Source organism: Mycoavidus sp. HKI (assembly GCF_020023735.2).
GTDB lineage: Bacteria > Pseudomonadota > Gammaproteobacteria > Burkholderiales > Burkholderiaceae > Mycoavidus.
The window spans coordinates 116,119-140,133 of sequence record NZ_CP076444.2; the positions used below are offsets into that span (position 1 = coordinate 116,119).

At 51.1% G+C, this 24,015-nt stretch carries 21 protein-coding genes, 1 pseudogene and 1 riboswitch; of the genes and pseudogenes, 13 read left to right on the forward strand and 9 right to left on the reverse strand.

Annotated elements, in window-relative coordinates; translation table 11 throughout:
* Positions 1-32: 32 nt before the first annotated feature.
* From gspL to KMZ15_RS00320, 5 genes and pseudogenes are all read left to right on the forward strand, one after another.
* The gene (gene gspL, locus KMZ15_RS00300; RefSeq protein ID WP_223694837.1) at positions 33-1,325 is read left to right on the forward strand and encodes a type II secretion system protein GspL; all 1,293 of its coding nucleotides are present in this window, start codon (positions 33-35) and stop codon (positions 1,323-1,325) included.
* Positions 1,322-1,825, forward strand: a complete 504-nt coding sequence (gene gspM / locus KMZ15_RS00305) for a type II secretion system protein GspM (protein ID WP_223692950.1) — start codon at positions 1,322-1,324, stop codon at positions 1,823-1,825. The genes gspL and gspM overlap by 4 nt, the downstream gene beginning before the upstream one ends.
* Positions 1,826-1,829: 4 nt before the next feature.
* Positions 1,830-2,609, forward strand: a complete 780-nt coding sequence (locus KMZ15_RS00310) for a type II secretion system protein N (RefSeq protein ID WP_223692953.1) — start codon at positions 1,830-1,832, stop codon at positions 2,607-2,609.
* A gap of 58 nt (positions 2,610-2,667) precedes the next feature.
* A pseudogene (locus KMZ15_RS00315) lies at positions 2,668-4,140 on the forward strand (efflux transporter outer membrane subunit); the annotation flags it as partial.
* Between the two features lie 94 nt (positions 4,141-4,234).
* Positions 4,235-5,473, forward strand: a complete 1,239-nt coding sequence (locus KMZ15_RS00320) for an ATP-binding protein (protein ID WP_223692956.1) — start codon at positions 4,235-4,237, stop codon at positions 5,471-5,473.
* A gap of 106 nt (positions 5,474-5,579) precedes the next feature.
* Here the strand turns inward: KMZ15_RS00320 and ahcY are convergent, their stop codons facing one another.
* Positions 5,580-6,992, reverse strand: a complete 1,413-nt coding sequence (ahcY, locus tag KMZ15_RS00325) for an adenosylhomocysteinase (RefSeq protein ID WP_223694839.1) — start codon at positions 6,990-6,992, stop codon at positions 5,580-5,582.
* A gap of 52 nt (positions 6,993-7,044) precedes the next feature.
* Positions 7,045-7,138, reverse strand: a riboswitch (S-adenosyl-L-homocysteine riboswitch).
* Positions 7,139-7,358: 220 nt separating this feature from the next.
* Here ahcY and KMZ15_RS00330 point away from each other — a divergent pair.
* Positions 7,359-8,756, forward strand: a complete 1,398-nt coding sequence (locus tag KMZ15_RS00330) for an amino acid permease (RefSeq protein ID WP_223692958.1) — start codon at positions 7,359-7,361, stop codon at positions 8,754-8,756.
* Between the two features lie 222 nt (positions 8,757-8,978).
* On the opposite strand, the gene metK is transcribed toward KMZ15_RS00330, so the two are convergent.
* Positions 8,979-10,163: a methionine adenosyltransferase gene (gene metK / locus KMZ15_RS00335; protein ID WP_223692960.1), complete on the reverse strand. Its 1,185-nt coding sequence runs from the start codon at positions 10,161-10,163 to the stop codon at positions 8,979-8,981.
* 256 nt (positions 10,164-10,419) lie between these two features.
* Here metK and KMZ15_RS00340 point away from each other — a divergent pair, with 256 nt between their 5' ends.
* The 4 genes from KMZ15_RS00340 to xerC are packed head-to-tail and all read left to right on the forward strand — an operon-like array spanning position 10,420 to position 13,843.
* Complete coding sequence (locus tag KMZ15_RS00340) at positions 10,420-11,313, forward strand: lipid A biosynthesis lauroyl acyltransferase (protein ID WP_223692962.1); 894 nt, start codon at positions 10,420-10,422, stop codon at positions 11,311-11,313.
* Between the two features lie 21 nt (positions 11,314-11,334).
* On the forward strand, positions 11,335-12,216 hold the full coding sequence (gene dapF / locus KMZ15_RS00345) for a diaminopimelate epimerase (RefSeq protein WP_223692970.1): 882 nt from the start codon (positions 11,335-11,337) through the stop codon (positions 12,214-12,216).
* Positions 12,217-12,221: 5 nt separating this feature from the next.
* The gene (locus tag KMZ15_RS00350) at positions 12,222-12,902 is read left to right on the forward strand and encodes a DUF484 family protein (protein ID WP_223692972.1); all 681 of its coding nucleotides are present in this window, start codon (positions 12,222-12,224) and stop codon (positions 12,900-12,902) included.
* An 11-nt stretch (positions 12,903-12,913) separates the two neighbouring features.
* Complete coding sequence (xerC, locus tag KMZ15_RS00355; RefSeq protein WP_223692975.1) at positions 12,914-13,843, forward strand: tyrosine recombinase XerC; 930 nt, start codon at positions 12,914-12,916, stop codon at positions 13,841-13,843.
* A gap of 44 nt (positions 13,844-13,887) precedes the next feature.
* Here xerC and KMZ15_RS00360 read toward each other — a convergent pair whose 3' ends face one another.
* The 6 genes from KMZ15_RS00360 to KMZ15_RS00385 all read right to left on the reverse strand — a co-directional run bounded on the left by KMZ15_RS00360 (position 13,888) and on the right by KMZ15_RS00385 (position 18,990).
* Positions 13,888-14,847 carry a DUF979 domain-containing protein gene (locus tag KMZ15_RS00360; protein WP_223692978.1) on the reverse strand — a complete coding sequence of 320 codons (960 nt, stop codon included), beginning with the start codon at positions 14,845-14,847 and terminating at the stop codon, positions 13,888-13,890.
* An 11-nt stretch (positions 14,848-14,858) separates the two neighbouring features.
* Entirely contained in the window at positions 14,859-15,575 is a 717-nt protein-coding gene (locus KMZ15_RS00365) for a DUF969 domain-containing protein (RefSeq protein ID WP_223692980.1), read from the reverse strand.
* Between the two features lie 108 nt (positions 15,576-15,683).
* Complete coding sequence (gene pxpA, locus KMZ15_RS00370) at positions 15,684-16,433, reverse strand: 5-oxoprolinase subunit PxpA (RefSeq protein WP_223692982.1); 750 nt, start codon at positions 16,431-16,433, stop codon at positions 15,684-15,686.
* A 21-nt stretch (positions 16,434-16,454) separates the two neighbouring features.
* Complete coding sequence (locus KMZ15_RS00375) at positions 16,455-17,492, reverse strand: biotin-dependent carboxyltransferase family protein (protein WP_223692984.1); 1,038 nt, start codon at positions 17,490-17,492, stop codon at positions 16,455-16,457.
* Between the two features lie 67 nt (positions 17,493-17,559).
* Positions 17,560-18,222 (reverse strand): 5-oxoprolinase subunit PxpB, encoded by a 663-nt coding sequence (gene pxpB / locus KMZ15_RS00380; protein ID WP_223692986.1) that lies wholly within the window; start codon positions 18,220-18,222, stop codon positions 17,560-17,562.
* Between the two features lie 168 nt (positions 18,223-18,390).
* Positions 18,391-18,990 (reverse strand): 5-formyltetrahydrofolate cyclo-ligase, encoded by a 600-nt coding sequence (locus KMZ15_RS00385; RefSeq protein WP_223692988.1) that lies wholly within the window; start codon positions 18,988-18,990, stop codon positions 18,391-18,393.
* 23 nt (positions 18,991-19,013) lie between these two features.
* Between KMZ15_RS00385 and KMZ15_RS00390 the strand changes: the two genes are divergently transcribed.
* Both KMZ15_RS00390 and KMZ15_RS00395 read left to right on the forward strand, forming a co-directional pair.
* Positions 19,014-21,023 carry a lytic transglycosylase domain-containing protein gene (locus KMZ15_RS00390; protein ID WP_223692990.1) on the forward strand — a complete coding sequence of 670 codons (2,010 nt, stop codon included), beginning with the start codon at positions 19,014-19,016 and terminating at the stop codon, positions 21,021-21,023.
* Between the two features lie 4 nt (positions 21,024-21,027).
* Positions 21,028-22,281, forward strand: coding sequence for a multifunctional CCA addition/repair protein (locus tag KMZ15_RS00395; RefSeq protein ID WP_223692992.1), 1,254 nt, complete (start codon positions 21,028-21,030; stop codon positions 22,279-22,281).
* Between the two features lie 21 nt (positions 22,282-22,302).
* On the opposite strand, the gene KMZ15_RS00400 is transcribed toward KMZ15_RS00395, so the two are convergent.
* A complete protein-coding gene (locus KMZ15_RS00400) occupies positions 22,303-23,529 on the reverse strand; it encodes a class I SAM-dependent methyltransferase (protein ID WP_223692995.1) in 1,227 nt (408 codons plus the stop codon).
* A gap of 74 nt (positions 23,530-23,603) precedes the next feature.
* Here KMZ15_RS00400 and KMZ15_RS00405 point away from each other — a divergent pair, with 74 nt between their 5' ends.
* The gene (locus KMZ15_RS00405; protein WP_223692997.1) at positions 23,604-23,999 is read left to right on the forward strand and encodes a dihydroneopterin aldolase; all 396 of its coding nucleotides are present in this window, start codon (positions 23,604-23,606) and stop codon (positions 23,997-23,999) included.
* Positions 24,000-24,015: the final 16 nt, after the last annotated feature.

Below are 24,015 nucleotides of genomic sequence, written 5' to 3' on the forward strand. Positions count from 1 at the left end.
GATATGATTATTTTGCGAAAGGGATCAACGTTTTGACGACACTCGTGGTTCAATTACCCGCCCGCGACCCAGCACTCAGCCCTGCGCAATGGCAGTTGCCGGCTTTGCCATTTATGCTTTTTGACCGGCGCGACCGCGTGTTACGCGCGGGTAAATCATCCGTCGCGCTCCTGCCTAAAGCACGGGCCACGGTCTTGCTGGTTGCCGCACGCGATCTACTCATGTTAACTGTGGCGCTTGCGCCACTGAAGGGCGCACGTTTACGGCAAGCTTTACCCAATGTGATCGAGGAGCATTTAATCCAAGATCCGCAAGCCTGTCATATTGCGCTTGACCCTATGGTAGTGGGAAGCAATCAGCGCGTGCTGGCAACGGTTGATCGTGCCTGGTTTCGTTTTGTCTATGAAGCTTTTATCGGAGCCGGACATCGCGGCTTACGCGCGGTACCGATTACGCGCTGCTTGTCTGTAGAAGGTACGGTAGCGGCTGAGGCCACGGTTGAGAGTGCAGCAGATAAAAAAGCCGCGCCTTTATTCGCCATCATCATTGGGCACCCTGAATCGATCGCTTCAGCCTTGCCGTCGGATATCGCGGCGCCCTGCGTTGAGCTTGCTTTAATCCGTGACGGACATGGCCAAGGTCTGATGGTCCCGCTGGATGCGTTAAACGATACGCTAAGTGCGCTGGCCGCGGACGCACCGCTTGCCTTATACCAGCTCACCGACGTGCCAGGTCCGCCATCTTCTACGGCACTGCCGTTACCGTATGCGGATAAGCCGTCACTATCCTTTGAGGCATTGGCGCGGCAAGCGCTAACCTGCCCCTTTAATTTGTGCCAATTTGAATTTGCAGAACAATCATGGCGCCCCAGGCGCGGTACCTTAAAGCACTGGCGTTTGCCATTTGGCTTAGTAGTCGCAACCTTAATGGTGGCGGTGATTGGCGCTAACCTACAGTGGCTGTTGTTGGCTCGACAGCAAACCGCGCTTAGCACGCAGCACATTGAAGTATTGCTGAGTGCTTTTCCAAAAACAACGGTAGTACTGAATCCCCCTCAACAAATGACGCGCCAACTCGATGCTTTGCGGATAGCCGCTGGCGAGCTTTCGCCCGCTGATTTTTTAAGCCTAGCGGAGGGGCTTGCACGCTCGCTCGGGACGATACCTGCTGATGCTATTGTGCAGTTGGATTATCGTAACCGTCTGCTTGAAGTGGGCTTTAAGCCCACGGCAAAGATTGATGAAACCTTTGTGCAACGGCTCGCTAGCCAAGGGCTCGAAGGACATTTTACGCAAGGCAAATGGATCATTAGGGGGCGTGGATGAAAAGTATTCTGACAACGCTTTGGGGTGATTTCTGGAGTGAGCGTAACCCGCGCGAAAAAACCTTATTAACCGCATTAGGAACGGTACTGGGCATGGTTTTGCTCTATAGTCTGTTATGGGCGCCTGCGCGCACAAGCAGCGCACGGCTTATGGCTACACTGCCGATCATGGAGCGCGAGCTAGCGCAGATGCAAGAACAAGCGCGGCAAGCGCGAGAACTGGGGCGCATGTCAGCCAATATAACGCCTATTAACGATAGTTTGCGCGACGCTCTGGTAGCTTCGCTGGCGCAACGTAGCATCGCCAATGCACAGATCTCGGTGCTGAATGGCGTCGTGCAAATTAAGCTGACGAACGTCCCTTTCGCAGATGGGATCGGCTGGCTTGATGAAATACGCAAACGATACAAGTTGCAAGTCGCTGAAGCTCATGTGACAAGCCTTAACGAAGTAGGCCGAGTGAATCTTACGATGTTGTTGCAAACGCCGGTTGCGCGTTAATTTCATGCGTTCATTATTGCAAAAATCCAAAAAGGCGCTGCCATGGAGCTTGGTCGCGCTGGTTTCAATTATGTTCACGGTGCTGGTACTCTTGCCGGCGGCTTGGTTTTCACCGTTAGTGGCGCAAGCAACAGGTGGTCGCGTCAGTTTAGCGGCTCCGGCCGGCTCGCTATGGCATGGCTCAGCAGTGCTGATGTTAGCGGCCGGGCCGAAAGCGAGTGCCCCCACCGCGTTAGCGGGGCGCATTGAGTGGCATACAGCATTCTGGCCGCTCTTCTTGGGGAAAGCGAAAATCTCAATGCATGCTAACGAGGCGATGTCCGAGGCGGTCCAACTTATCATGACACCGCGTGGAGCCACCCTTTCCTCTGGACGTTTAGACGTACCTGCAAGCTTATTGGCCGGCTTGGGCGCGCCGTTTAATACCTTTAACTTGCAAGGTGAGGTGCGGCTGCAATGGAGCGATTGGCTGCTTTTAGGGGATAAGCCATTTGGCCGACTTATGCTGAGCTTAAACAACATGTCATCGCGGGTTTCACGCGTGAAGCCGTTGGGCTCCTATCGAGTCGTAATGCAAGCACTCGGCCGTGACGCGACGCTTGAGCTCGCGACAACAAAAGGTCCTCTTCTGCTTGACGGACGTGGCCAGTGGGCCAAGCAAAAGTTTTCTTTTCGTGGTACGGCCCAAGCAGACGCTACCGAACGGGAAAATTTACGCACTTTGCTCAATTTGCTCGGTAATCGTATTGAGCATGACGTGTATGCGTTGGTTCTAGATCTCTAATTAGAGTTAACGATAACCTTACTGTTCTATTGCTATGGCTGCAAGTCAAGGTAAAAAAATGCAAGCATTTAAAAAATGGTGGCCTGTTGCTGGGCATTCTTCTTTAATCAGATTGATCTCTCACATCACGTTATGCGCGGCCATTGGGCTATTAACGAGTGGCCTAACCAGTTGTGCCGTGGGTCCTAACTATACGCGTGCCATGCTGGCTGTACCTGAAAAATTTAAGCAGGCGCCTGCTGGCTGGAAAGTTGCGCAGCCGGCTGATCAATTTGAGCGCGGTGCCTGGTGGCAAGTATTCAATGATCCACAGTTAAATACGCTTGCTGACAGAATTGATATCTCAAACCAAACCGTAGCGGTCTATGCGGCAACTTATCAGCAAGCCCGCGCCTTGGCGGCTCAGGCGCGCGCAGCTTTTTTACCCAAAGTGGGCATAGCAGCAGACGTTAAGCGTTTGCGCACACCATCGCGTAAAGCGAACGGTCTGAGTGCAGTGGACACAGCATACTCATTATCGCTTGATGCGTCTTGGGAGCCTGATTTGTGGGGTACGCTACAACGTACAAAGAGAGCTGAACAAGCCCAAGTGCAAAGTGCTGCGGCAGAGTTTGCGAATGCGCGCCTATCTGCTCAAGCGACATTGGTGCAGAATTACTTTCAGCTGCGCACGCTGGATGCCATTCAAAAATTACTGGACAATACGGTGCTGGCTTATCGTCAAGCCCTCAAACTTACGCAAAATCGTTATGCCCAGGGAGTTGCTGCACGTGCTGATGTGCTACAAGCACAAACAGCATTACAAGCGGCGCAAGCCGCCGCATTTAACAATGGCATTGCGCGTGCCCAATACGAACATGCGATAGCCGTGCTGGTGGGTGAGCCTGCCTCAACTTTCTCGCTAGCCATCTCACCATTGCAGATGGCTGCGCCGCCGCGCATACCATTAACGCTCCCCTCAGCATTGCTTGAGCGTCGGCCTGATATTGCTTCCGCTGAGCGCCGTGCCGCTGCGGCCAACGAAAAAATCGGCATCAGCATGGCAGCATTTTTTCCATCATTGACGCTTTCGGCAGCAGGCGGCTCCCGGAGCTCGGTGTTTGCGCAGTGGTTCAGTGTGCCTGCACGCGTTTGGTCATTGGGCCCGCAATTAGCGGCTACCTTGTTTGATGGAGGTGCGCGGCAGGCGCAAACAGTCGCTGCGCGTGCGGCGTTTGAACAGGATACAGCGCATTATCGACAAGCGGTGTTGAGCGCATTTCAAGAGGTTGAGGACGCACTGGCGGCCCTGCGTATCCTGGCACAAGAAGCTGCGCTACAGCAACAGGCCGTGCAGTCAGCACAACAAGCACTGGACATTGTTTTAAATCAATACAAAGCTGGCATGACGATGTATCTTAGCGTCATTTCTGCCCAGGCAACCGCGTTTGCTGCTGAGCAGAAAATGGTAAGCATCAATGGCCAGCGGATGGTTTCTGCGGCGGGCTTGATTAAAGCGCTTGGCGGGGGTTGGGATGTCTCGCAGATGGCAGGGCAAAGTCAATAATTGGCCAGTTACAAATCATCTGCTGTGTGGATGAAAATCATCCATTGCGTGGACGATTTTCATCCATTAGAATGATGATATGTACACCAGACATATTACCCCTTTGCTGTTAGAAGCATTAACTGACACACCAGTTGTATTAATCAATGGAGCGCGCCAGACCGGTAAAAGCACACTAGCTCAAGTACCGGAGATCCACAGCTATCGCTATTTAACACTGGACAATCCAGTCGTGCTGGCGTCTGCAAAGAATGATCCAAGTGGTTTTATTGATGCGCTTGATGGTCCGGTTGTTCTAGATGAGGTACAACGTGCCCCGGAGCTCTTCCTGTCGATTAAGGCTGCGGTTGATCGCGATCGTAGGCCCGGCCGTTTTTTGTTGACGGGATCGGCTCATGTTCTATTGCTACCAACGATTGCTGATTCCTTGGCTGGGCGTATGGAGATATTGTCGCTCTGGCCTTTATCGACTGCGGAGTTAGCGGGTATACCAAGGTTTAATCGTGCGGATTGGCTGTTTAATGGTGAACTCAATGCGTTAGCAATTCCCGCTTGCAAACGTGAGCAATTGATTGATACTTTGCTAGCTGGAGGGTTTCCAGAGGCCGCTAGCCGGAGTCTAGAAAAGCGCCGTTCAGCATGGTTTGATAGTTATTTACACGCTATTTTGCAGCGAGATGTACGTGAATTGGCAAATCTCGAACAATTGTCCGAAGTGCCTAATTTACTCCAATTGCTTGCCGCACGCAGCGCCAACTTGCTGAATTTTGCAGAATTGTCACGCTCAAGCGGCTTGCCGCAAACCACCTTAAAGCGCTATTTCAGTTTGTTGGAGATGCTGTTTTTAGTCTATCGGCTACCTGCTTGGCACCGTAATGCAAGCAAACGATTGGTAAAAGCCTCTAAAGTGTTTATTCTAGATAGTGGTTTGCTTGCTCATCTAAGCAATGTATCTAAGAGCCATTTGATGGCAGGAGCTGGGCTACCGGGCGAGTTGGTTGAAACTTTTGTATTAAATGAGCTGCTTAAACATTTGGCTTTTGCAAAACAAAAAATGACTTTGTGGCATTACCGTACCCAAACTAATTTTGAAGTGGATTTTGTGCTGGAAAATCGGCTAGGTAAACTCACCGGCATTGAGGTTAAAGCAAGCAGCACGGTGACTAGCCATGATTTTAGAGGGTTGCGTCATTTGCAAGAGAATGAGCCAGAGGCGTTTCAGCGCGGTATTGTGCTGTATAGCGGACAGGAGATCGTGCCGTTTAGTCCCTATTTATTTGCTGTTCCGTTATCGATGTGGTGGGCAACGGCTAATTAACCCTATTGAAAATAGTAAGTCACGATAGCCGGCTTTGAATCCGTTATGAGCAATTTCGAGTACCGTATCGAGTGATAGCTCGATACGGCTCATCTCGCTGTTAACCTCAATAGCGATAATGGTCTGGCTTATATGGACCGTTCTGATCAACGCTAATATATTTTGCTTGGGCCGCGGTGAGTTCGGTGAGGTGAGCGCCAATTCGCTTCAAATGTAGCCGCGCTACTTTTTCATCCAAATTTTTGGGTAACACATAGACTTTATTGCCATATTGCTCGCCCCGTGTGAATAGCTCAATTTGCGCCAAGGTTTGATTGGTGAACGAATTTGACATCACAAACGATGGATGGCCGGTAGCACAGCCAAGATTAACCAGACGACCTTGCGCTAACAAGATGATCCGCTTGCCATCAGGAAATTCAATATGGTCAACCTGCGGCTTGATATTTTCCCACTTGTACTGACTGAGTGAGGCAACCTCGATTTCTGAATCGAAGTGACCGATATTGCAAACGATCGCCTGATGCCGCATCTTTTTCATATGCTCGTGGGTAATCACGCTTAAATTGCCGGTTGCAGTGACAAAAATATCCACTTTATCAACAGCCTCTTCCATCGTGACCACACGATAACCTTCCATCGCAGCTTGCAAGGCGCAAATCGGATCGATCTCGGTAATCCAGACGGTTGCCCCCAGTCCACGCAATGATTGGGCGCACCCTTTGCCAACGTCACCATAGCCGGCGATTAATGCAACTTTGCCGGCAATCATGACATCGGTTGCACGCTTGATGCCATCAACCAGGGATTCGCGACAGCCGTATAAATTATCAAATTTTGATTTGGTGACGGAGTCATTCACATTAATCACTGGAAAATGCAGCTGTCCTTCTTTTTCCAGTTGATATAGACGGTGTACGCCGGTGGTGGTTTCTTCTGTGACACCTCGGATATGGGCCAGGCGGCTTGAATACCAATGTGGGTCGTGTTCTAAATGCCGGGCAATGGCTGCAAATAACGCAACTTCTTCCTCATTGGCCGGTTGAGCCAGCACGGAACGATCCTGTTCCGCACGCGCGCCGAGCATGAGCAGCATAGTTGCATCGCCGCCATCATCAAGAATCATGTTGGCATGTTCGCCGTTTGGCCAAGAGAAAATGCGGTGGGTAAAAGCCCAATATTCGTCGAGGCTTTCGCCTTTGAAGGCAAACACAGAGGTGCCGCCTGCGGCGATAGCTGCCGCCGCATGATCTTGCGTGGAAAAGATGTTGCACGATGCCCAACGAACTTCAGCGCCAAGCACTTGCAAGGTTTCAATCAGCACGGCGGTCTGAATCGTCATATGGAGCGAACCAGCAATACGCGCGCCCTTGAGTGGCTGGCTCGCACGATATTCATCGCGTAACGCCATCAAGCCAGGCATTTCAGTTTCAGCGATGAGAATTTCTTTGCGGCCCCAATCGGCTAGATGTAAATCGGCGATGGTATAATCGGAAAAGGTACTTGATTGCTTATGCATAGGCTGTACGGCGGTGTTCATGTCACGTTCCTTTCTTAAAAGCAGAAGATTGAAGACATGAGCGCCGTTTGATACGACCACGCAATGCGTGGCATCAAGGGTGTTTTGAGCCTGGCGGAGATTCCGTCGCAACGCTCCTCAAAACAGTTCCTATTGTAGCAAAAGTAATCCACAAAGTAACAAGTCGCTACACCCGGGTTATAGTGTGCGCCGATGCGTAATTTGATATTGTGTTTTGATATTGCGTTTCGCTTCAGAGTGAAATCTATAATCTAAGTATGGCGGCGTATTTATTTTTGAGAGCTGTTTTTTTTTAACTTACAGGACTGTTGGCTTTGTCAGTGGCAGTCGCAAAAGAGATATCCGATGAGTCTTTTACGCACTAAGAACGTCGAACAGATGATCGCAGCAAGCGCTGCGAATACCGGGCTCCAGAAAACAATGGGGCCGCTCGATCTGACTTTCCTTGGCATTGGCGCAATCGTTGGCACGGGCATTTTTGTGTTAACGGGTACGGGTGCAGTCACGGCCGGTCCGGCGCTGACCATATCATTCATTATTGCTGCTCTAGCATGCGGGTTTGCCGCGCTGGCGTATGCTGAGTTCGCTTCGACCATTCCTGTCGCAGGTTCGATATATACCTATGCTTATGCCACCTTGGGCGAACTGATCGCCTGGCTGATTGGCTGGGACTTATTGCTTGAATATGGGCTGGCGATTTCAGCTGTGGCGGTAGGTTGGTCAGGTTATTTTCAATCGCTGTTAGCCGGCTTTGGCATTGGGCTACCGGCTATTTTAAGCGCCGCCCCAGGTACTTTGCCAGGACAGCTTTCGGTTTTCAATTTGCCCGCTTTTCTGGTGGTGATGGCAATCGCCGGCGTGCTCTCGCTTGGTGTGCGCGAATCGACGCGTATCAATAACATCATGGTGGTGGTTAAGATAAGCGTTGTGTTGCTGGTGATTGTAGTTGGCGCCTTTCATGTGCAGCCGGCCAACTGGCAACCATTTATGCCAATGGGTTGGACCGGTACGCTCAGTGCGGCAGCAGTTATGTTCTTTGCTTTTATCGGCTTTGACTCCGTGAGTTCGGCTGCCGAGGAAGTTAAAAATCCAAAGCGTGATTTGCCAATTGGCATTATGGCATCGCTAGCCGCCTGTGCTTTGATGTATGTTGCCGTAGCGGCGGTCGTGACGGGTATTGTCCCTTACGCACAATTTATGGATGTTGCGCATCCAGTTTCGTTAGCCCTGCAAGTTGCTGGTGAAAAATGGGTCGCGGGTTTTGTCGATCTAGGCGCAGTCTTTGGGATGTTGACGGTTATTCTGGTGATGAGCTACGGTCAAACACGGATTTTGTTCGCAATGTCCCGTGATGGCTTGCTTCCTCCTGCGCTGTCAAAAGTTCATCCGCGTTTTAAAACGCCATTTTTTGCAACCTGGTTAGTGGGTTTATGTTTTGGTTTAATTGCTGCCTTGGTGCCGCTCAAAGCACTAGCAGAATTGACCAATATCGGCACGCTAGCGGCGTTCGCAATGGTATCTGTTGCGGTACTTATTTTACGTCGTACACATCCTGAATTGCCGCGCGCTTTTCGCTGCCCAGGGGTACCAGTAGTGCCAGTATTTTCGGTATTATTCTGCCTATTCCTAATGCTTCAGTTGCAGCTTTCGACATGGGTCGCGTTTATTGCTTGGTTAGTGGTGGGTCTGTTGATTTATTTCGGTTATTCACGCCGCCATGCAAAACTAGCAACGGAAGCTTGATGAATGAGGGCGATCAATTATTTTTCAACAATGAGTAATTGATCGTCTCATTTGAGCAGTGGCGCGGCGTCGAGAATGATGTCAACTACTGTCTTCTGTTCATGTAGAGAAAATAATATGCAGATTGTCCGATACTTATATCGGACAATCTGCATTATTTTTTTGATTTTTAAGTACTTAGGCTGACCAGTATATTCTAGTGCGTTATCACTGGCAGAGAGCTTAAGCTATCGCTGCGACCTTAACCCCTGCTGCTTCAGCCAGCATATCAGCCTTATCTGTAGCTTCCCACGTAAACTCTGAATCTTCGCGTCCAAAGTGACCATAGGCGGCGGATTTCTCATAAATCGGGCGCAGCAAATCGAGCATTTGAATAATACCTTTGGGGCGTAGATCAAAGTATTGCTGTACCAAACGGGTAATGACTGCATCAGGTACGCGGCCAGTGCCGAAAGTATTCACCATTACAGAGGTCGGTAGTGCAACACCGATTGCATAAGAAATTTGGATTAGACAACGTGTCGCTAAACCCGCAGCGACGATATTTTTTGCAACATAACGGCCTGCGTAAGCAGCTGAGCGATCAACTTTAGAGGGATCTTTGCCAGAAAACGCGCCGCCGCCATGCGGTGCTGCCCCGCCATATGTATCGACAATGATTTTGCGGCCGGTCAAGCCACAATCGCCTTGCGGGCCGCCAATCACAAACCGGCCGGTCGGGTTGACTAGATAATGGATCTTATCTTTGATGAGTGCCTTCGGCAGGACTGGTTTGATCACTTCTTCGATGACGGCTTCGCGCAGTGCGCCTAAGCTTATTTCGGGCGCATGCTGGGTGGATAGCACAATCGTGTCAATGCTATGCGGTTTGTTATTGACATAGCGTAGGGTAACTTGCGCTTTAGCATCAGGACGTAGCCAAGGTAGAAGGCCACTATGGCGTAGGTTGGCTTGGCGTTCAACTAAGCGATGCGCCAGGTGAATTGGCAAAGGCATTAATTCTGGTGTTTCATCACAAGCGTAGCCAAACATCAGTCCTTGGTCACCTGCGCCTTGGTCAAAAGAGTTGTCATGAGCGTTATTTACGCCTTGTGCAATATCTGGCGATTGCTTATCGTAAGCAACCAGCACGGCGCAGCCACGGTAGTCAATGCCATAATCGGTATTATCGTAACCAATGCGTTTGATTGTATTGCGGGCGATCTGAATATAATCGATGTTTGCGTTTGTAGTGATTTCGCCAGCGAGCACCACTAAGCCTGTATTACATAATGTCTCGGCTGCGACGCGTGCATATTTGTCTTGTGCGAGAATCGCATCAAGGATAGCATCGGAGATTTGGTCAGCTACCTTATCAGGGTGGCCTTCCGAGACGGACTCAGAGGTGAATAGATAGTCATTTGCCACTTCAGTTCTCCTTAAATGTCGTTAACGTTTCTATCGGAAATCCGGTTTGGCGAAGCCGGTTTCAGGTGGAGATGAAGTGGCGACGCTTTAGCAGATTTCTAACACGGTAAGCCGCGCTTTTCGCCCCGCAAGTTGTCTTTAACTCGGCGAAAATCGTATTGCAGAGGTTAATTTTAAATTTTTTAAAATTAACCCACACCCATAAGAGCTCTAAAATTTAAAGCCTTACGAGTGAATTCATAGTAGCAGGATAATAATGTTTAATCAATTAGGTATTTTCTGTGCGTTTGGCTTATTAAAATTATTTGCCATTTTGCCGTATGGGTTTGTCGCTCGTTTTGGCGATCTATTAGGCCGTTTGTTGTATCGAATCCCTAGTCAACGGCGGCGTATTGTTCATACTAATTTGAAGCTGTGTTTTCCTAACTGGAGCGAGGCCCGTCGTGAGGCAGTGGCGGCGCACCATTTCAGGCATGCGATTCGTAGCTATGTTGAGCGGAGCGTGCAGTGGTTTGGTTCGGCTCAAAAACTTGAAAAGCTGGTTCAAGTCGACAGTGAAATTGATTTAAGCGATCCGAATTTACCGCCAACAATTCTTTTGGGATTTCATTTTGTTGGTATTGAAGCGGGCTCGATTTTTATAAATTATGCGCTAAAGCGCGGTTGTGGCGCCCTCTATCAGCCAATCTCAAACCCTAAGGTTGATCAGGTTGCAAAAAAAGCGCGTGGGCGTTTTAATGCGGAGATGGTCTCCCGCTCAGAGAGTGCACGAACTGTCTTGCGGATGTTGCGTGCGCATATGCCCGTGATGCTGGGGGCGGATATGGATTATGGCGTGCGCAATTCGGCTTTTGTGCCATTTTTTGGGATCGATGCCTGCACCTTGACCACCGTTTCTCGCTTTGCTAAAACCGGCCAAGCGCAAGTAGTGCCGTTTATCGGTGAGGTTTTGCCTAATTATCGCGGCTACCGGTTGAAGGTCTTTCGTCCATGGGAAAATTATCCGAGCGATGATCCCGTGGCGGATGCGCGCCGGATGAATGCTTTTCTTGAAGAACAAGTTGAGCTCATGCCTGAACAGTATTATTGGTTACATAAGCGTTTTAAGACACGGCCGCCGGGTGAGCCGAGTTTTTATGACGCCGGTTGATACTTAATCGTTTATCTTCATATGGCAAAACTCCAATTTACAAAGATGCAAGGTGCCGGCAATGATTTCATTGTGCTGGATGGCATTCGCCAGTCATTTGCGCTAACGCCTAGTCAAATACGTTGGTTGGCGGACCGACATTTTGGCATTGGCGCTGATCAGGTGCTGCTGATTGAGCGCCCAAGCCGGGTCGATGCAGATTTTAAATACCGCATTTTTAACGCAGATGGTGGTGAGGTTGAACATTGCGGCAATGGCGCACGGTGTTTTGTTAAATTTGTGCATGCAGCTGAGCTAACCCACCAGCGTGAAATCCGGGTTGAAGTGCAAAAAGGCTTAATTACCCTGGCATTGCAAGCAAACGGCCAGGTTTGTGTGGACATGGGTACGCCTGTATTTAATCCGCGTGATGTGCCATTTGATCCCCATCAACTTGCTAGCCGTACCGACGGCTGCGACACGATTTGGCCGCTTGAACTAAACGGCAAGCAAGCATGGCTTTCTGTCTTATCGATGGGCAATCCACATGCAGTGCAGCACGTGGCTGATATTGACACGGCGCCGGTGTTGAGTGACGGTGCGCTGATTGAGGCGCATGCTCGTTTCAGGCAACGTGTGAATGCTGGTTTTATGCAAATCGTTAGGCGCGATCTGATTAAACTGCGGGTCTATGAACGTGGTGTTGGGGAGACTTTGGCGTGTGGTACAGGTGCTTGTGCGGCTGCGGTGACCGCGATTCGCCGCGGCTTGGTTGATTCGCCTGTCACCGTGTCGATGCGTGGCGGTCAGCTGACAATTATATGGCAAGGCGCTGAAGTCCATATGATCGGTCCGGCTGTGACTGTATTTAAAGGTGAAGTTGACATTCCCGATGGCCCTTTGCCATCTAATATATCTATTTAATACTAATGAACGACCATCAAATTGCTGAGTATTTACTGGCTCACCCAGAATTTTTTGAGCACCATGCGGAGCTTCTTGCTGCCGTGCGGTTAGCCAGCCCGCATAACGGTCGTGCCGTGTCATTGCAAGAACGCCAAATGGATATCTTGCGGGCCAAAAATAAACAACTCGAGCTTCGCTTAGCTCAACTGATGCATCATGGTCAAAAAAATGATGGGCTGATGTTCAAGCTTGGCATATTAGCTAAGCGAATCTTGACCGAGGAAAAGCCCGATGCTGTGCCGCAACTGATAGAACAAGTCCTGCGTGAGGTTTTTGGAGTGGCGGCGGCGGTGCGTATTTGGGGTGCCGCGGAGCCTTATGCGCAGGCCGACTTTGTCTTTAGTCCAGAGCACGAGATTGGCCTTTTTGCAAATCAGCTGACTGCGCCGTATTGTGGGAATAATCCTGAGCTTGACGTTACACAGTGGTTAATGGCCGACGAAGAGTCTGATGCGGTTTTGGAATCTTTCGCACTAGTGGCCTTACGCAAGCCACACTGTGATGAGACAAACGCTTTTGGCCTGTTGGTTATGGGTTCGCCTGATCCGCAGCATTTTCAGGAAGGAATGGCGACGGATTTTCTGTCATATATGGGCGTGCTAGTGAGTGCGGCGCTGAGCCGTTTACTTGTGCGTAGCGAGTAACGGCGGCTACCGTGACGGCTCCTGCTGATCCAATTGCTTGCTATCTTGATAGCTTGGTCTATGAACGCAAGCTTTCTAAGCATACCTGGACGAGTTATGCCCATGAGTTGGCGCAATTGGTGGCGCTAGCAGATACACGGGCGCTCAATGAGCTTACCCCGGCTAATATTCGCGAGGGCGTGATCCAGGCGCACGCTCAAGGTTTATCGGCGCGTTCGATTGCTCATCGGCTTTCCGTTTGGCGGAGTTTTTATCGCTGGTTGGCATTACATACTGCACTTGAAACTAATCCAGTGGCTACGGTGCGTGCGCCGAAACGTGCCAGGCCCTTGCCCAAAGCGCTCTCCGTCGATGATACAAAAACCATGATGGAGGCAAGCCAAAGCAAGCTGCCGCAGGCTTTACGGGATGGTGCTATGGTTGAATTGTTTTATTCGTCCGGCTTGCGCCTAGCTGAATTAATCAATTTAGACCTTAAATATAAGGAGCATGCCAATGGCGATCGCTCAGCCGGTTGGCTAGACTTGCCTGGCAAACAAGTCCATGTAACGGGCAAGGGAAATCGTCAGCGCACGGTGCCAATTGGCAGCAAAGCGATTGCCGCACTTAAAGCATGGCTTGCTGTGCGGCCACAGTTTATACGCGCTGATGCGCAGCCGCTTTTTTTATCTTCACATGGTCGTAGGATTTCTCCTAGCTCGGTCAAGCAGCGCGTCAAGCGAGTCGCACTGGCTGCTGGGATTGCGGCCAATGTGCATCCACATGTGTTACGCCATTCGTTTGCCAGCCACGTATTGCAATCCAGTGGCGACTTGCGTGCAGTGCAGGAAATGCTAGGCCATGCGAGCATTGCTGCTACTCAGATTTATACTTCATTAGATTTTCAGCACCTTGCTAATGTGTATGATCAAGCACACCCGCGCGCGCGCAAGCGGAGTTGATGCGCTACGGCGCGGGTGTATTTTCGACATGCCGATTGAGTCCGTTAGCGGAACATCAGCACATACATCAAGACGATATTGACTGCGAGTAAAACAAGTGCGGTCGGGGCTTGCGCTTTAATTACCGCGTTTTTATCCGGTAATTCGAGCAACGCGGCGGGTACCATATTAAAATTGGCGGCCATCGGTGTCAGTAAGGTGCCGCAATAACCAGAGAACATCCCAATCGCCGCCATAATGGCAGGGTCGCCATGGTGCATGCCAATCAGAATAGGGACGCCGATCCCACCGGTCATAACCGGAAATGCAGCAAAAGCGTTACCCATGACCATCGTGAAGAGCGCCATGCCGATGCAATAGACAAGCACCGCGATCAACTTCAAGTCCATATTGATATAGGCGGTACTGAGAAAGGCTACGGCTTTGCCGACTCCCGTTTCTGAAAATACCAAACCCAAGGTACCCAGTAATTGCGGTAAAACCACTGCCCAGCCGAGTGATTCGGTCAGACGACGTGTCTCGCGTATGGATTGCCCAACGCTGTCACGAGTTAGCCAGCAGCTAAAGCCAGCAGCCACGATACAGCCTAAGCCAAATGAAAGTAGCGTGACATTTTTCGGGTCAAATAGGGGGCGCGCATGAAACACAAGATACGGTGCTAACAGGGTGCCAATCACGGTGATGGCAGGGATGGTGAGGGCCGGGATGAAGAGCTTGTTACCCAGCCGTCGTGCGCTTTCATGGCGTGCGCTCTCAGATAAATTTCCGTGAGCCCGACTGGCGACGACTCCACCCAACCCCGCAAGTAGCGCCATAGCGATCACCAAAATACCCACCAGTTCAGCTGGCAATCTGTCACCTACCAGAAAAATCAGCGCATAAATCGCCCAAAAACTGCCTGTTTGAAACCGTTTGGGATGAGTGCGATCACCTAAAATCATGACGGCGATGACCGCTAGAATTGCTCCGAGCAGCCAAAATAGATAATTAATCGATACAATCATGATGGCTCTCCTTATACGTTGTGGTCGGCAGAGTCAGAGCGCGGACCGAATTCGCGCTCAAGCTTGCGATCAAGTCGATAAAGTCGGAATGCATGGATGATGAAGGCGCAAATCGCAGTTGGAATGCCCCATAGCGCAATACTTAGCGGCGCCACCTCAATCCCCGCTTCGCGTAAGAAGGTTGCCATCAGTACAATGGCACCGAACGCGACAAAAATATCCTCGCCAAAAAAGAGACCCACATTGTCAGTTGCCGCAGAAAATGCTCTTAACCGGTAGCGTAGCGCGTCACTAATTTTGCCGTAACGACTATGCGCTGCGCCTTCAACCATTGGCGCGAGCAGAGGCCGCACCATTTGCGGATGGCCACCCAGCCCAGTTAAACCCAGGGCAGCAGTGATCTCACGCACAAACAGATAAATGATTAATAAGCGGCCAACTGTTGCTGAGCGAATACGGGCTATCCAAGCTTGCGCATGCTCACGTAAACCATGTCGCTCGAGTAAGCCAATCACGACGAGGGGTAACAAAATAATCAGCGGCAGATTGCGGGTTTTAACAAAACCCGTGCCGATAGTAGCGAGTATTCCTCTCACCGGCAAGCCGGCTGCAATACACGTTGTAACAGCCGCTGCGGCAATCACTAGTAGCGGATTAAAACGTAACAAAAAGCTAAGAATAATGACGGCTACACCCAGCAGCGGCCATAAATTGACAATGGTTTGCATAATGGTCTCCAAAGTGTGGTCTTAAATCATCACGTACATCGACTTGATTCACCTACAGTCACAGCCTATTAAGCCGTGGATAAAAATCGAACGAGCCACCAAATATCTTTATGAAGCGGCTACAGTTGAGCGCACTTGAATTCCTTCGGCATCGAGTTGAGCGCGAATGCGCTGAGCAAAAGCAAGTGCGTGGGGATTATCGCCATGTAAGCAAATTGTTTGTACCTTAAGCGGTACCCAATGACCATCGATGGCTTGCACACGTTGTTCGTGAATCATTTTTAAGGTGCGGGCTAACACTTCGTCTTCGTCTTCGAGAATCGCGCCTGGGCTTCCGCGAGGCACGAGCGAGCCATTTGCACGATAAGCCCGATCTGCAAAAACTTCTTCAACTGCCCGTAAGCCGGCTTGATGTGCGGCAGTAATTAATGCGCTATTGGCCAGTCCAAAAACGGCTAATGTTGGGTCAAAGTCACGGATGGCGGCGATGACGGCTTGTGCCAACTTGGGTTCACGTGCTGCCTGGTTATACAGTGCGCCGTGCGGCTTGACATGAGTGACGCAAGCGCCTTGCGCACGCACGATGGCGCTGAGCGCGCCGAGTTGATAGAGGAGCGCAGCGTGAATTTCTTCAGCAGATAAATGATGCTCGGTACGGCCAAAATTTTCCCGATCATTAAAGCTGGGATGTGCGCCGATGGCAGTGCCTTTTTGCACAGCCCAGCGTGTGCACTTAAAGATTTCGTCGGCTCCGCCGGCATGCCAGCCACAAGCAATATTGGCTGAGCTAACGAGGTCAAGTAAGGCTTCGTCAGTGGCGCAACCTTCACCTAAATCGGCATTTAGATCAATGTGCATGGCGAATCCTTTATTTAAAAGTTAGGCAAGCGCTTGCGTTGCTTGTGTATAGCCTCGGTATTGTTGCTCAATAGCGGATTCAATATGGGCTAAATAATGCTGCAAATCTGCATAGGCGGTACGGGCATCGGCAATAGTGCATTCAGTAAAGCGCAAAGTGCTCGCGAGTCGTGCTTGCGCTAAACGCCATAAATCTGCTTGGATAACAATGCCAATCTTTGCATAGCCGCCCGTCGTTTGCGCATCATTCATGAGCACAATCGGTTGCCCATTGCCTGGCACTTGAATGGTGCCAGGCAGGACGGCATGCGATAGAAGTTCAATATTCTCGGTGCGCTTTAGCTCGGTACCAGCAAGCCGGTAACCCATTCGATTGCTACTGGTGGTGATGAGCCATGGCTCAGACCAGAAACTTTCATGAGAGCTCGCCGTAAAGCAAGCATATTCGGGGCCGGGCATTACACGTACAGTGGTAGTGCACGGTGCGCCATGTAGCGATGGTTTATTTTCTTCAACTATATTAGTACGGTCAAAGTGGCACCAGCCAGGCGCTTTGATGCCAAAAGCCGGGATTTGCAGCACCTGAGCGGTTTGCGGGGTGCCAAGTGGTAGTTGGTCTCCGTTTTTCAGGGCACGTCCGTTCAGACCGCCAAAGGCCGCTTTTAAGTCTGTGCTGCGTGAACCGAGTATAGGCGCAACGTCGATGCCACCACTCAACGCAATATACGCGCGCATGCCGATTTTAGGTGTATGCAAGCGCAGTATTTGTCCGGCTTCAACGGAAAAACTCCACCAGGCATGGACCGGCGTGTTATCAAGAGTGGCCTTAAAATCAGCGCCGCTTAGAGCCACGCGCGTCGTTTGCGTGAAGCGCAAACTGACTGGCCCGGCGGTCACTTCAAGCCCCGCTGCCTTAGGGGGATTACCCACCAGTCGGTTGGCTACATGTAATGCAAGTGTATCGAGTGCACCAGCTGCACACACCCCTGACATCCGATAACCTGTCCGGCCAAGGTCCTGTACGGAAGTGAGTAAACCTGCACGCAAAACTTCAATCATCGTAACGCTAGCCCCGTGTTCAAATTTATCCGACAGAATGTGAGTTAAATGAGTCCGCAGGATGGTTCTAAATCGTTGTTGTGGTTAAGCTCGCAATAGTAAAACGCACTCGATCCCCTGGCTGTAGAAGGCTTGGAGGAGTGCGCATAGGATCAAACAGTTTTTCTCTAGTGTGCCCAATTAACTGCCAGCCTCCTGGTGAGCTGGCCGGATAAATCCCTGTCTGTGCGCCGCCAATGCCAACTGAGCCAGCAGGAATCGCAACTCGTGGCTCAGCTCGGCGTGGTGTTTCAAGTTTGGGGTCAAGGCCGCCCAAATAGGCAAAACCAGGCTGAAAGCCCAGGCAAAATACGGTGTATTCTGTACTTGCATGGAGTTTAATGACGGCTTCGGCACTCAGTGCAGTATGATGCGCTACGGTAGCAAGGTCAGGCCCGTATTCACCACCATAGCACACTGGAATTTCAACCAGGCGGCCTGGTTTTAGTTTTGTATCAACTGCGCCCCAAGCTTTGGCAAGCTTTTGCGTCAGCACGTCTACATTGGTTGCGAGCGGGTCAAACAGCACGGTCAAATTATTCATCCCTGGCACAACTTCAGTCACATGTGGCCACTGACGCGCCACCTCTGCTATTGTCCAGATGCGCTTTTGGCAGGCAAGCGTTGCAGGGGCGGGCGACTCGCAGACGAGCGCGCTCTCGCCAAAAGGGAAGATGCTGGGAAACTTCATCAAACTTTGCCCTCAGATAAAGAGAGAAGTTAAAAGCAACTTAGTTGAATATTACTATACAAGTATATAAGATGTTTTAGTCAGTAATCTGCAAAAAATTGTTGTTATTTTATGCTGCTAGACTACAGTGGATTGCAAGCTAGGCCGTTAGTTGCTAAGTAGTGAACATTATTCATAGCGTGCCTTTTCAGTGAGCACTAGATCAAGCGCAATGTCATGGGGTTCGCGGGGCAATAGATGAGTCACACGGCCGCATTCATAGCTAATGCCGGCTGTAAACGGACATGGCTTAAGTCTAGCTAGAGTGCGGTCATAATAACCGCCGCCATAGCCAAGCCGGTAACGTGCGGGATCGAAACCCACGCATGGAACGAGTAATAGATCAGGGTGTACTGCAACCGCGTGAGTAGGTACAGGGATCTTGAAATAACCTTCTTTCATCGGCGTTTCTGGGGTCCAGCGATGAAAACGCAACGCGCCCCCTACTTCAGTCACGACCGGTAGGGCGGCACAGTGCGTTGGTGCCTCATGTAGCCAGTTAACCAGGGTTGCACGCGCATCGAACTCACCTGCAAATGGCCAATAGAATGCCACACAGTACGGAGTGCGTTCGGCCAGCAACGTGGCAATGCGCGCGGCAAGTGCTGCCTCGCTATGCGCTTGAACTTGTCGAGTTTGCCTGGCGGTCAGTAAAGCACTGCGTAATGCAATTTTTGAGGAATTAGCTGCTGCCTTCGTGTATTTACATGCTATGCTTTCTACGCCCATTATTTGCCTCTAGGTCAAAAAAAATGCTGCAATGCGTTCTTCAACGGGTGACTCAAGTATATCGTGCGCTCTCGGTTGTCTGCGTGCTCACAACGCTCATTAGTTGTAGCACCGTAGAAGCTGCGCGCGCGCAGTCTGAGAATGCGCCGCGAGAGCCCGATGCTATTTTTATTGCATTACGTGAGGCGGCCCAGAAAAATAATGCGCCGCGCGCGCTTGAACTGGCGCGCCAAATTCCCGCATATCCAGTCCCCTCCTACGTAGAGTACTTTGCACTTAAACCGCAGCTGTTCGATAGCTTAGGTCATGCGCGCTTGAACGCGCCTGATACACCTATCTTGGCTTTTCTGCAAAGATATGAGGGGCAAGCGATTGCTGATCGGATGCGCAATGATTATTTGCTGGTGCTCGGTGCGCGCCACGCCTGGCGTGCCTTTGATGAGCAATATCGCCGCTTTGTATTAAAAGATGACCTGCAACTTAAATGTTACGCCCTCCAGGCACGGGCCGCTCGCGGGATGGACGTGGCTGAGGCTGCGCGTGCTTTATTGGTCGCGCCAAACCGGTATGGCGATGGTTGCGTAGAACTGATCACGGTTTTGACGCAAAAGAATCAGCTCGACCAGGATGACGTCTGGCAGCAAATTCGGTTGGCTTATGAAATGAACGAAGTCGCAGTGGGCAACCGCATTGCGGATGCGCTAGGACCTCAACGCCCAAGCCCAAAACAATTTGAAATGGCAGCTAATAAGCCACGGGTCCTGTTGGAGCAGGGCGTACCCATCAACACGGCGGCCCATCAGCTGGCGTTACTGGCGATTACTCGCATCGCCCGTCAGGATCCACTATTAGCGGCGGCGATTTTTATCTCGGTGGCGCCGCGCTTGACGCCGCAAGAGCAGGCAACGGGTTGGGGTACGATTGGCTATCGGGCGGCGCTTAACAAAATACCGCTTGCGCTTGATTGGTATCGGCTATCTGTTGATGGCTGGCTGTCTAATACAGCTCACGAGTGGCGTGTGCGAGCGGCGCTGCTAGCCAACAATTGGCCGCTGGTGCGGCAGGCGATTGAAACCATGCCAAGTGCGTTGCGCCGTCAGCCAGCCTGGATTTATTGGCAAGGCCGAGCTTTACAAGCAACCGGTGAAAACGCTTTAGCGGTACAAGCCTGGCAGCAAATTGCCCCCAAATTTGATTTTTATGGACAACTGGCAACGGAAGAGCTCGGTGGCCGCATTAGCCTCCCTGCGGCGACTAAGGTTGCTGAGATTGAAACGGAGATGGCGCGCATGCAGGCTCTGCCAGGCTTTCAGCTGGCTCAGCATCTTTATCGCTTGCAACTCTATTTCGAAGGGGCTCGAGAGTGGAGTTGGACTCTGCGTGGCATGAGTGATCGCCAGCTATTGGCGGCAGCCGAACTGGCTCAGCGCTTTAAATTGTACGATCGCGCGGTCAATACGGCTGAGCGTACCCGGCAAAAGCATGACTTTAGCCTGCGGTATATTTTGCCATTGCGCGAGATTATGGAGCGTAATGCAAAATTGACTGGACTCGATGTCGCTTGGGCTTATGGTTTAATCCGGCAAGAGTCGCGTTTTATTAGCGATGCCCGTTCTAGCGTTGGCGCGGCTGGCTTGATGCAGTTAATGCCAGGGACCGCACAACTCGTCGCACGAAAGATTGGCTTGGGCAAAATATCTAGCGTAAGAATCAATGAGGTTGAGACCAATATTTTACTTGGGATGAATTATTTGGCGATGATTTATGCTGAACTTGATTATTCACCGGTCCTGGCGTCTGCTGCCTATAATGCCGGTCCGCGGCGGGCGCAGCAATGGCGTGCAGCATTAACGAGGCCAATTGAGGGGGCTGTGTTCGCGGAAACTATTCCATTCGGTGAAACCCGCGATTATGTGAAAAAAGTTTTGGCTAATGCGGTTTATTATGCCGCCTTGTTAGAAGGGACTCCGCAATCGCTCAAAGCGCGACTTGGTGTGATTGCATCTGAGAGCGTGACTGAAACTTCACAATAACGATATGAAAATTTATGTGGTGGGGGGGGCGCTTCGTGATGAACTACTTGGCCTGTCTGTGCGGGACCGTGATTATGTCGTGGTAGGGGCGACTCCTGAGCAAATGGCTAAGCAGGGTTATCGGCCGGTTGGACGTGATTTCCCGGTATTTTTGCATCCGCAAACGCAAGCCGAATATGCCTTAGCGCGCACCGAGCGCAAAACAGCGCGTGGCTATCACGGTTTTCAGTTTTATTATGCGCCGGATGTCACCCTTGAGCAGGATCTAGCGCGGCGTGATTTAACGATTAATGCAATGGCGCGCGAGCTCGATGCAAAGGGGCTACCGGTTGGCCCGGTGATTGACCCATTTAATGGTCGCGCTGATTTGGCTACACGCGTCTTGCGTCATGTGGGGGAGGCGTTTGCTGAAGATCCGGTGAGAATTTTGCGATTGGCGCGCTTTGCCGCGCGCTTTGCTGATTTCACCATAGCCGATGAGACGCTGAATTTGATGCGTAAAATGGTGGTAAATGGAGAGGTGGATGCACTGGTGCCTGAGCGCATTTGGCAGGAAATTGCTCGTGGTTTAATGGAAGCCAAGCCCTCGCGCATGTTCACTGTATTGCGCGAATGTGGGGCGTTGGCGCGAATTTTGCCTGAAGTCGATGCGCTATATGGTGTGCAGCAGCGCCCTGAGTTCCATCCAGAAATCGATGCGGGTGTGCATGTCATGATGGCACTGGATTATGCGGCGACTCGTGGATATGCGTTGACGGTGCGTTTTGCGGTGTTGGTGCATGATTTAGGCAAGGCCAATACGCCGGTGGAGATGCTGCCGCGCCATCTTGGCCATGAGGAGCGTAGCGTTACACTGTTGCGGCCGTTGTGTAATCGTCTGAAAGTGCCAAATGCATGCCGTGATTTGGCGATGCTAGTGGCGCGTGAACATGGCAATATCCATCGCTCGCTGGAGTTTGGTGCCAGTGCATTAACGCGCTTGCTTGAACGTTGTGATGCCTGGCGCAAACCCGAACGTTTAGTAGAGGTCATGCAGGCATGCGAGTCTGACGCTCGCGGCCGGCTTGGTTTTGAAACTGCGGCTTATCCACAGGCGGCCCGGCTGGACAATGCTTTGAGCGTAGCGTGCCGGGTTAATGCGGGGGCCATTGCGGCGCATTATCGTGCGGCGCCCGAGGCCATCAAGGCCGCGTTGCACCGTGCACGCATCGCAGCCATTGAGGCGGCATTAAATCCGGTGAATGACCCAGTGCTTTAATTGGCTTTGGCAATAAAATTTTTATAGCGTCATTGAGCGATCGCCATGACTGAACCCTGATAAACCGTTATCAATGCCGCGACTAAATCCAATCACTTTGAACAACTCGCCCATCTCCGCTTCGGATAGCAATTTTTGCACCGCATTTGCAGCCGGCAGAAACTGTTGCGGATCATTTGAATCAAGCTGTGCAAGGAGCTCAGTGATACCACAGTTGATTAAAAAGCGGGCTTGTGATGTGTAGCCGAGCAAATCCACGCCCGTCTCAAGGGCTGCTTGCGCAATGCCTGAAAATTCAACATGGGCCGTGATATCTTGTAAGCCTGGATAAAAAAATGGATCGGTGTGTGCGTGATGCCGGTAGTGGCACATCAAAGTGCCGGTGTTGCGTTGCGGGTGGTAATACTCATGGCTTGGAAACCCGTAATCGATTAGCAATAGCGCGCCGCGCTGCAATATTTGACAAACCGTGCGCACAAATGCGCTAGCCGCTTCGTGCTGTTCAGTGAGGTAGTCCTCTTCACCGTCGATTAAGGGGAGTTGTGTCGTATAGCTAGCGTCATTTAGGTTATGGGCGTCTATGGCGCCTGGACTGAGCGGTCGATCATGCCATTCTAATGGGTCGCCGGGTGCGCCACGGCGTGCCACACCGCGCTCAAACCAAGCGCTTGATTTCCGTGTAAAAAGTCGTACCGGCATTGCATCCAGTACTTCATTGCCGAGGATGACGCCATTAAATGTAGCCGGTAAGCTATCCAACCACTGTACCCGGGTCGCGGCATCATGGACATGAGTCGCAAGCGTTGCGGACTGTTGGGCTCGTAATCCGCCAGACAACTCGACAATGCTGTAGCGTTCACAGCGTACGCCTAGGGCGTCGAGCGCGGGGAGTAACTGCGCCGCGAGGGTGCCGTTGCCCGCACCGAACTCCATCACATGTTGAGTGGCAGAAGCAGTCAGTGCTTCTGCCACAGCGCGCGCAAGGGTTTGAGCGAAAAGGGGGGATAATTCAGGCGCCGTAACAAAATCACTGCCATCACCCGCATGCCAGCCAAACTTCGTTAGGGCATTGCTGTAATACCCTAAGCCTGGCGTGTAAAGGGCCAGCTCCATATAGCGGTCAAACGGCAGCCAGCCGCCGGCTTGATCAAGTTTTGTATCAATCTGCGCCCGCAGAGTCTGAGATTGCGCTCGTGCTGCGGGGTCTGGTACAGGTAAACTAGCGGATTCGTGAAAACTTATCTTCATCACTACATTTTAAATGACAGTGGTGCTTGACGGATATAGTCGATGAAGGTTTTACTCATTCTCATATAAAGGTTATGCTCAATTCTCTTGCCTACTCGCAACTTGCTGATTGCCGGCGGCTTTTTCTGCGGGATTATGTCATCCACCTTTTTATTGGTATCCATGCCTTTGAGAAAAAAAAGCCGCAGCGCGTGGTCATGAATGTCGAATTGTACGTTCCGTTTGCTGTCTCCACTTCTGCCTCTGACGCACTCAATGAAGTTCTTGACTACAATTTGATGCGCGATACGATTGCATCGTATGCCAAGGGCCAACATATCCATTTATTGGAAACGTTATGCGACGATGCTGCCAATAGAATGCTCGCGCATCCTGACGTGCGTGCGGTACGGATTCGCGCGGAGAAGCCAGATATTTACCCTGATTGCGCCGCAGTGGGTGTAGAAGTGTTTCGTTGTAAGGAAATTTAAAATGAATGGGCATGAA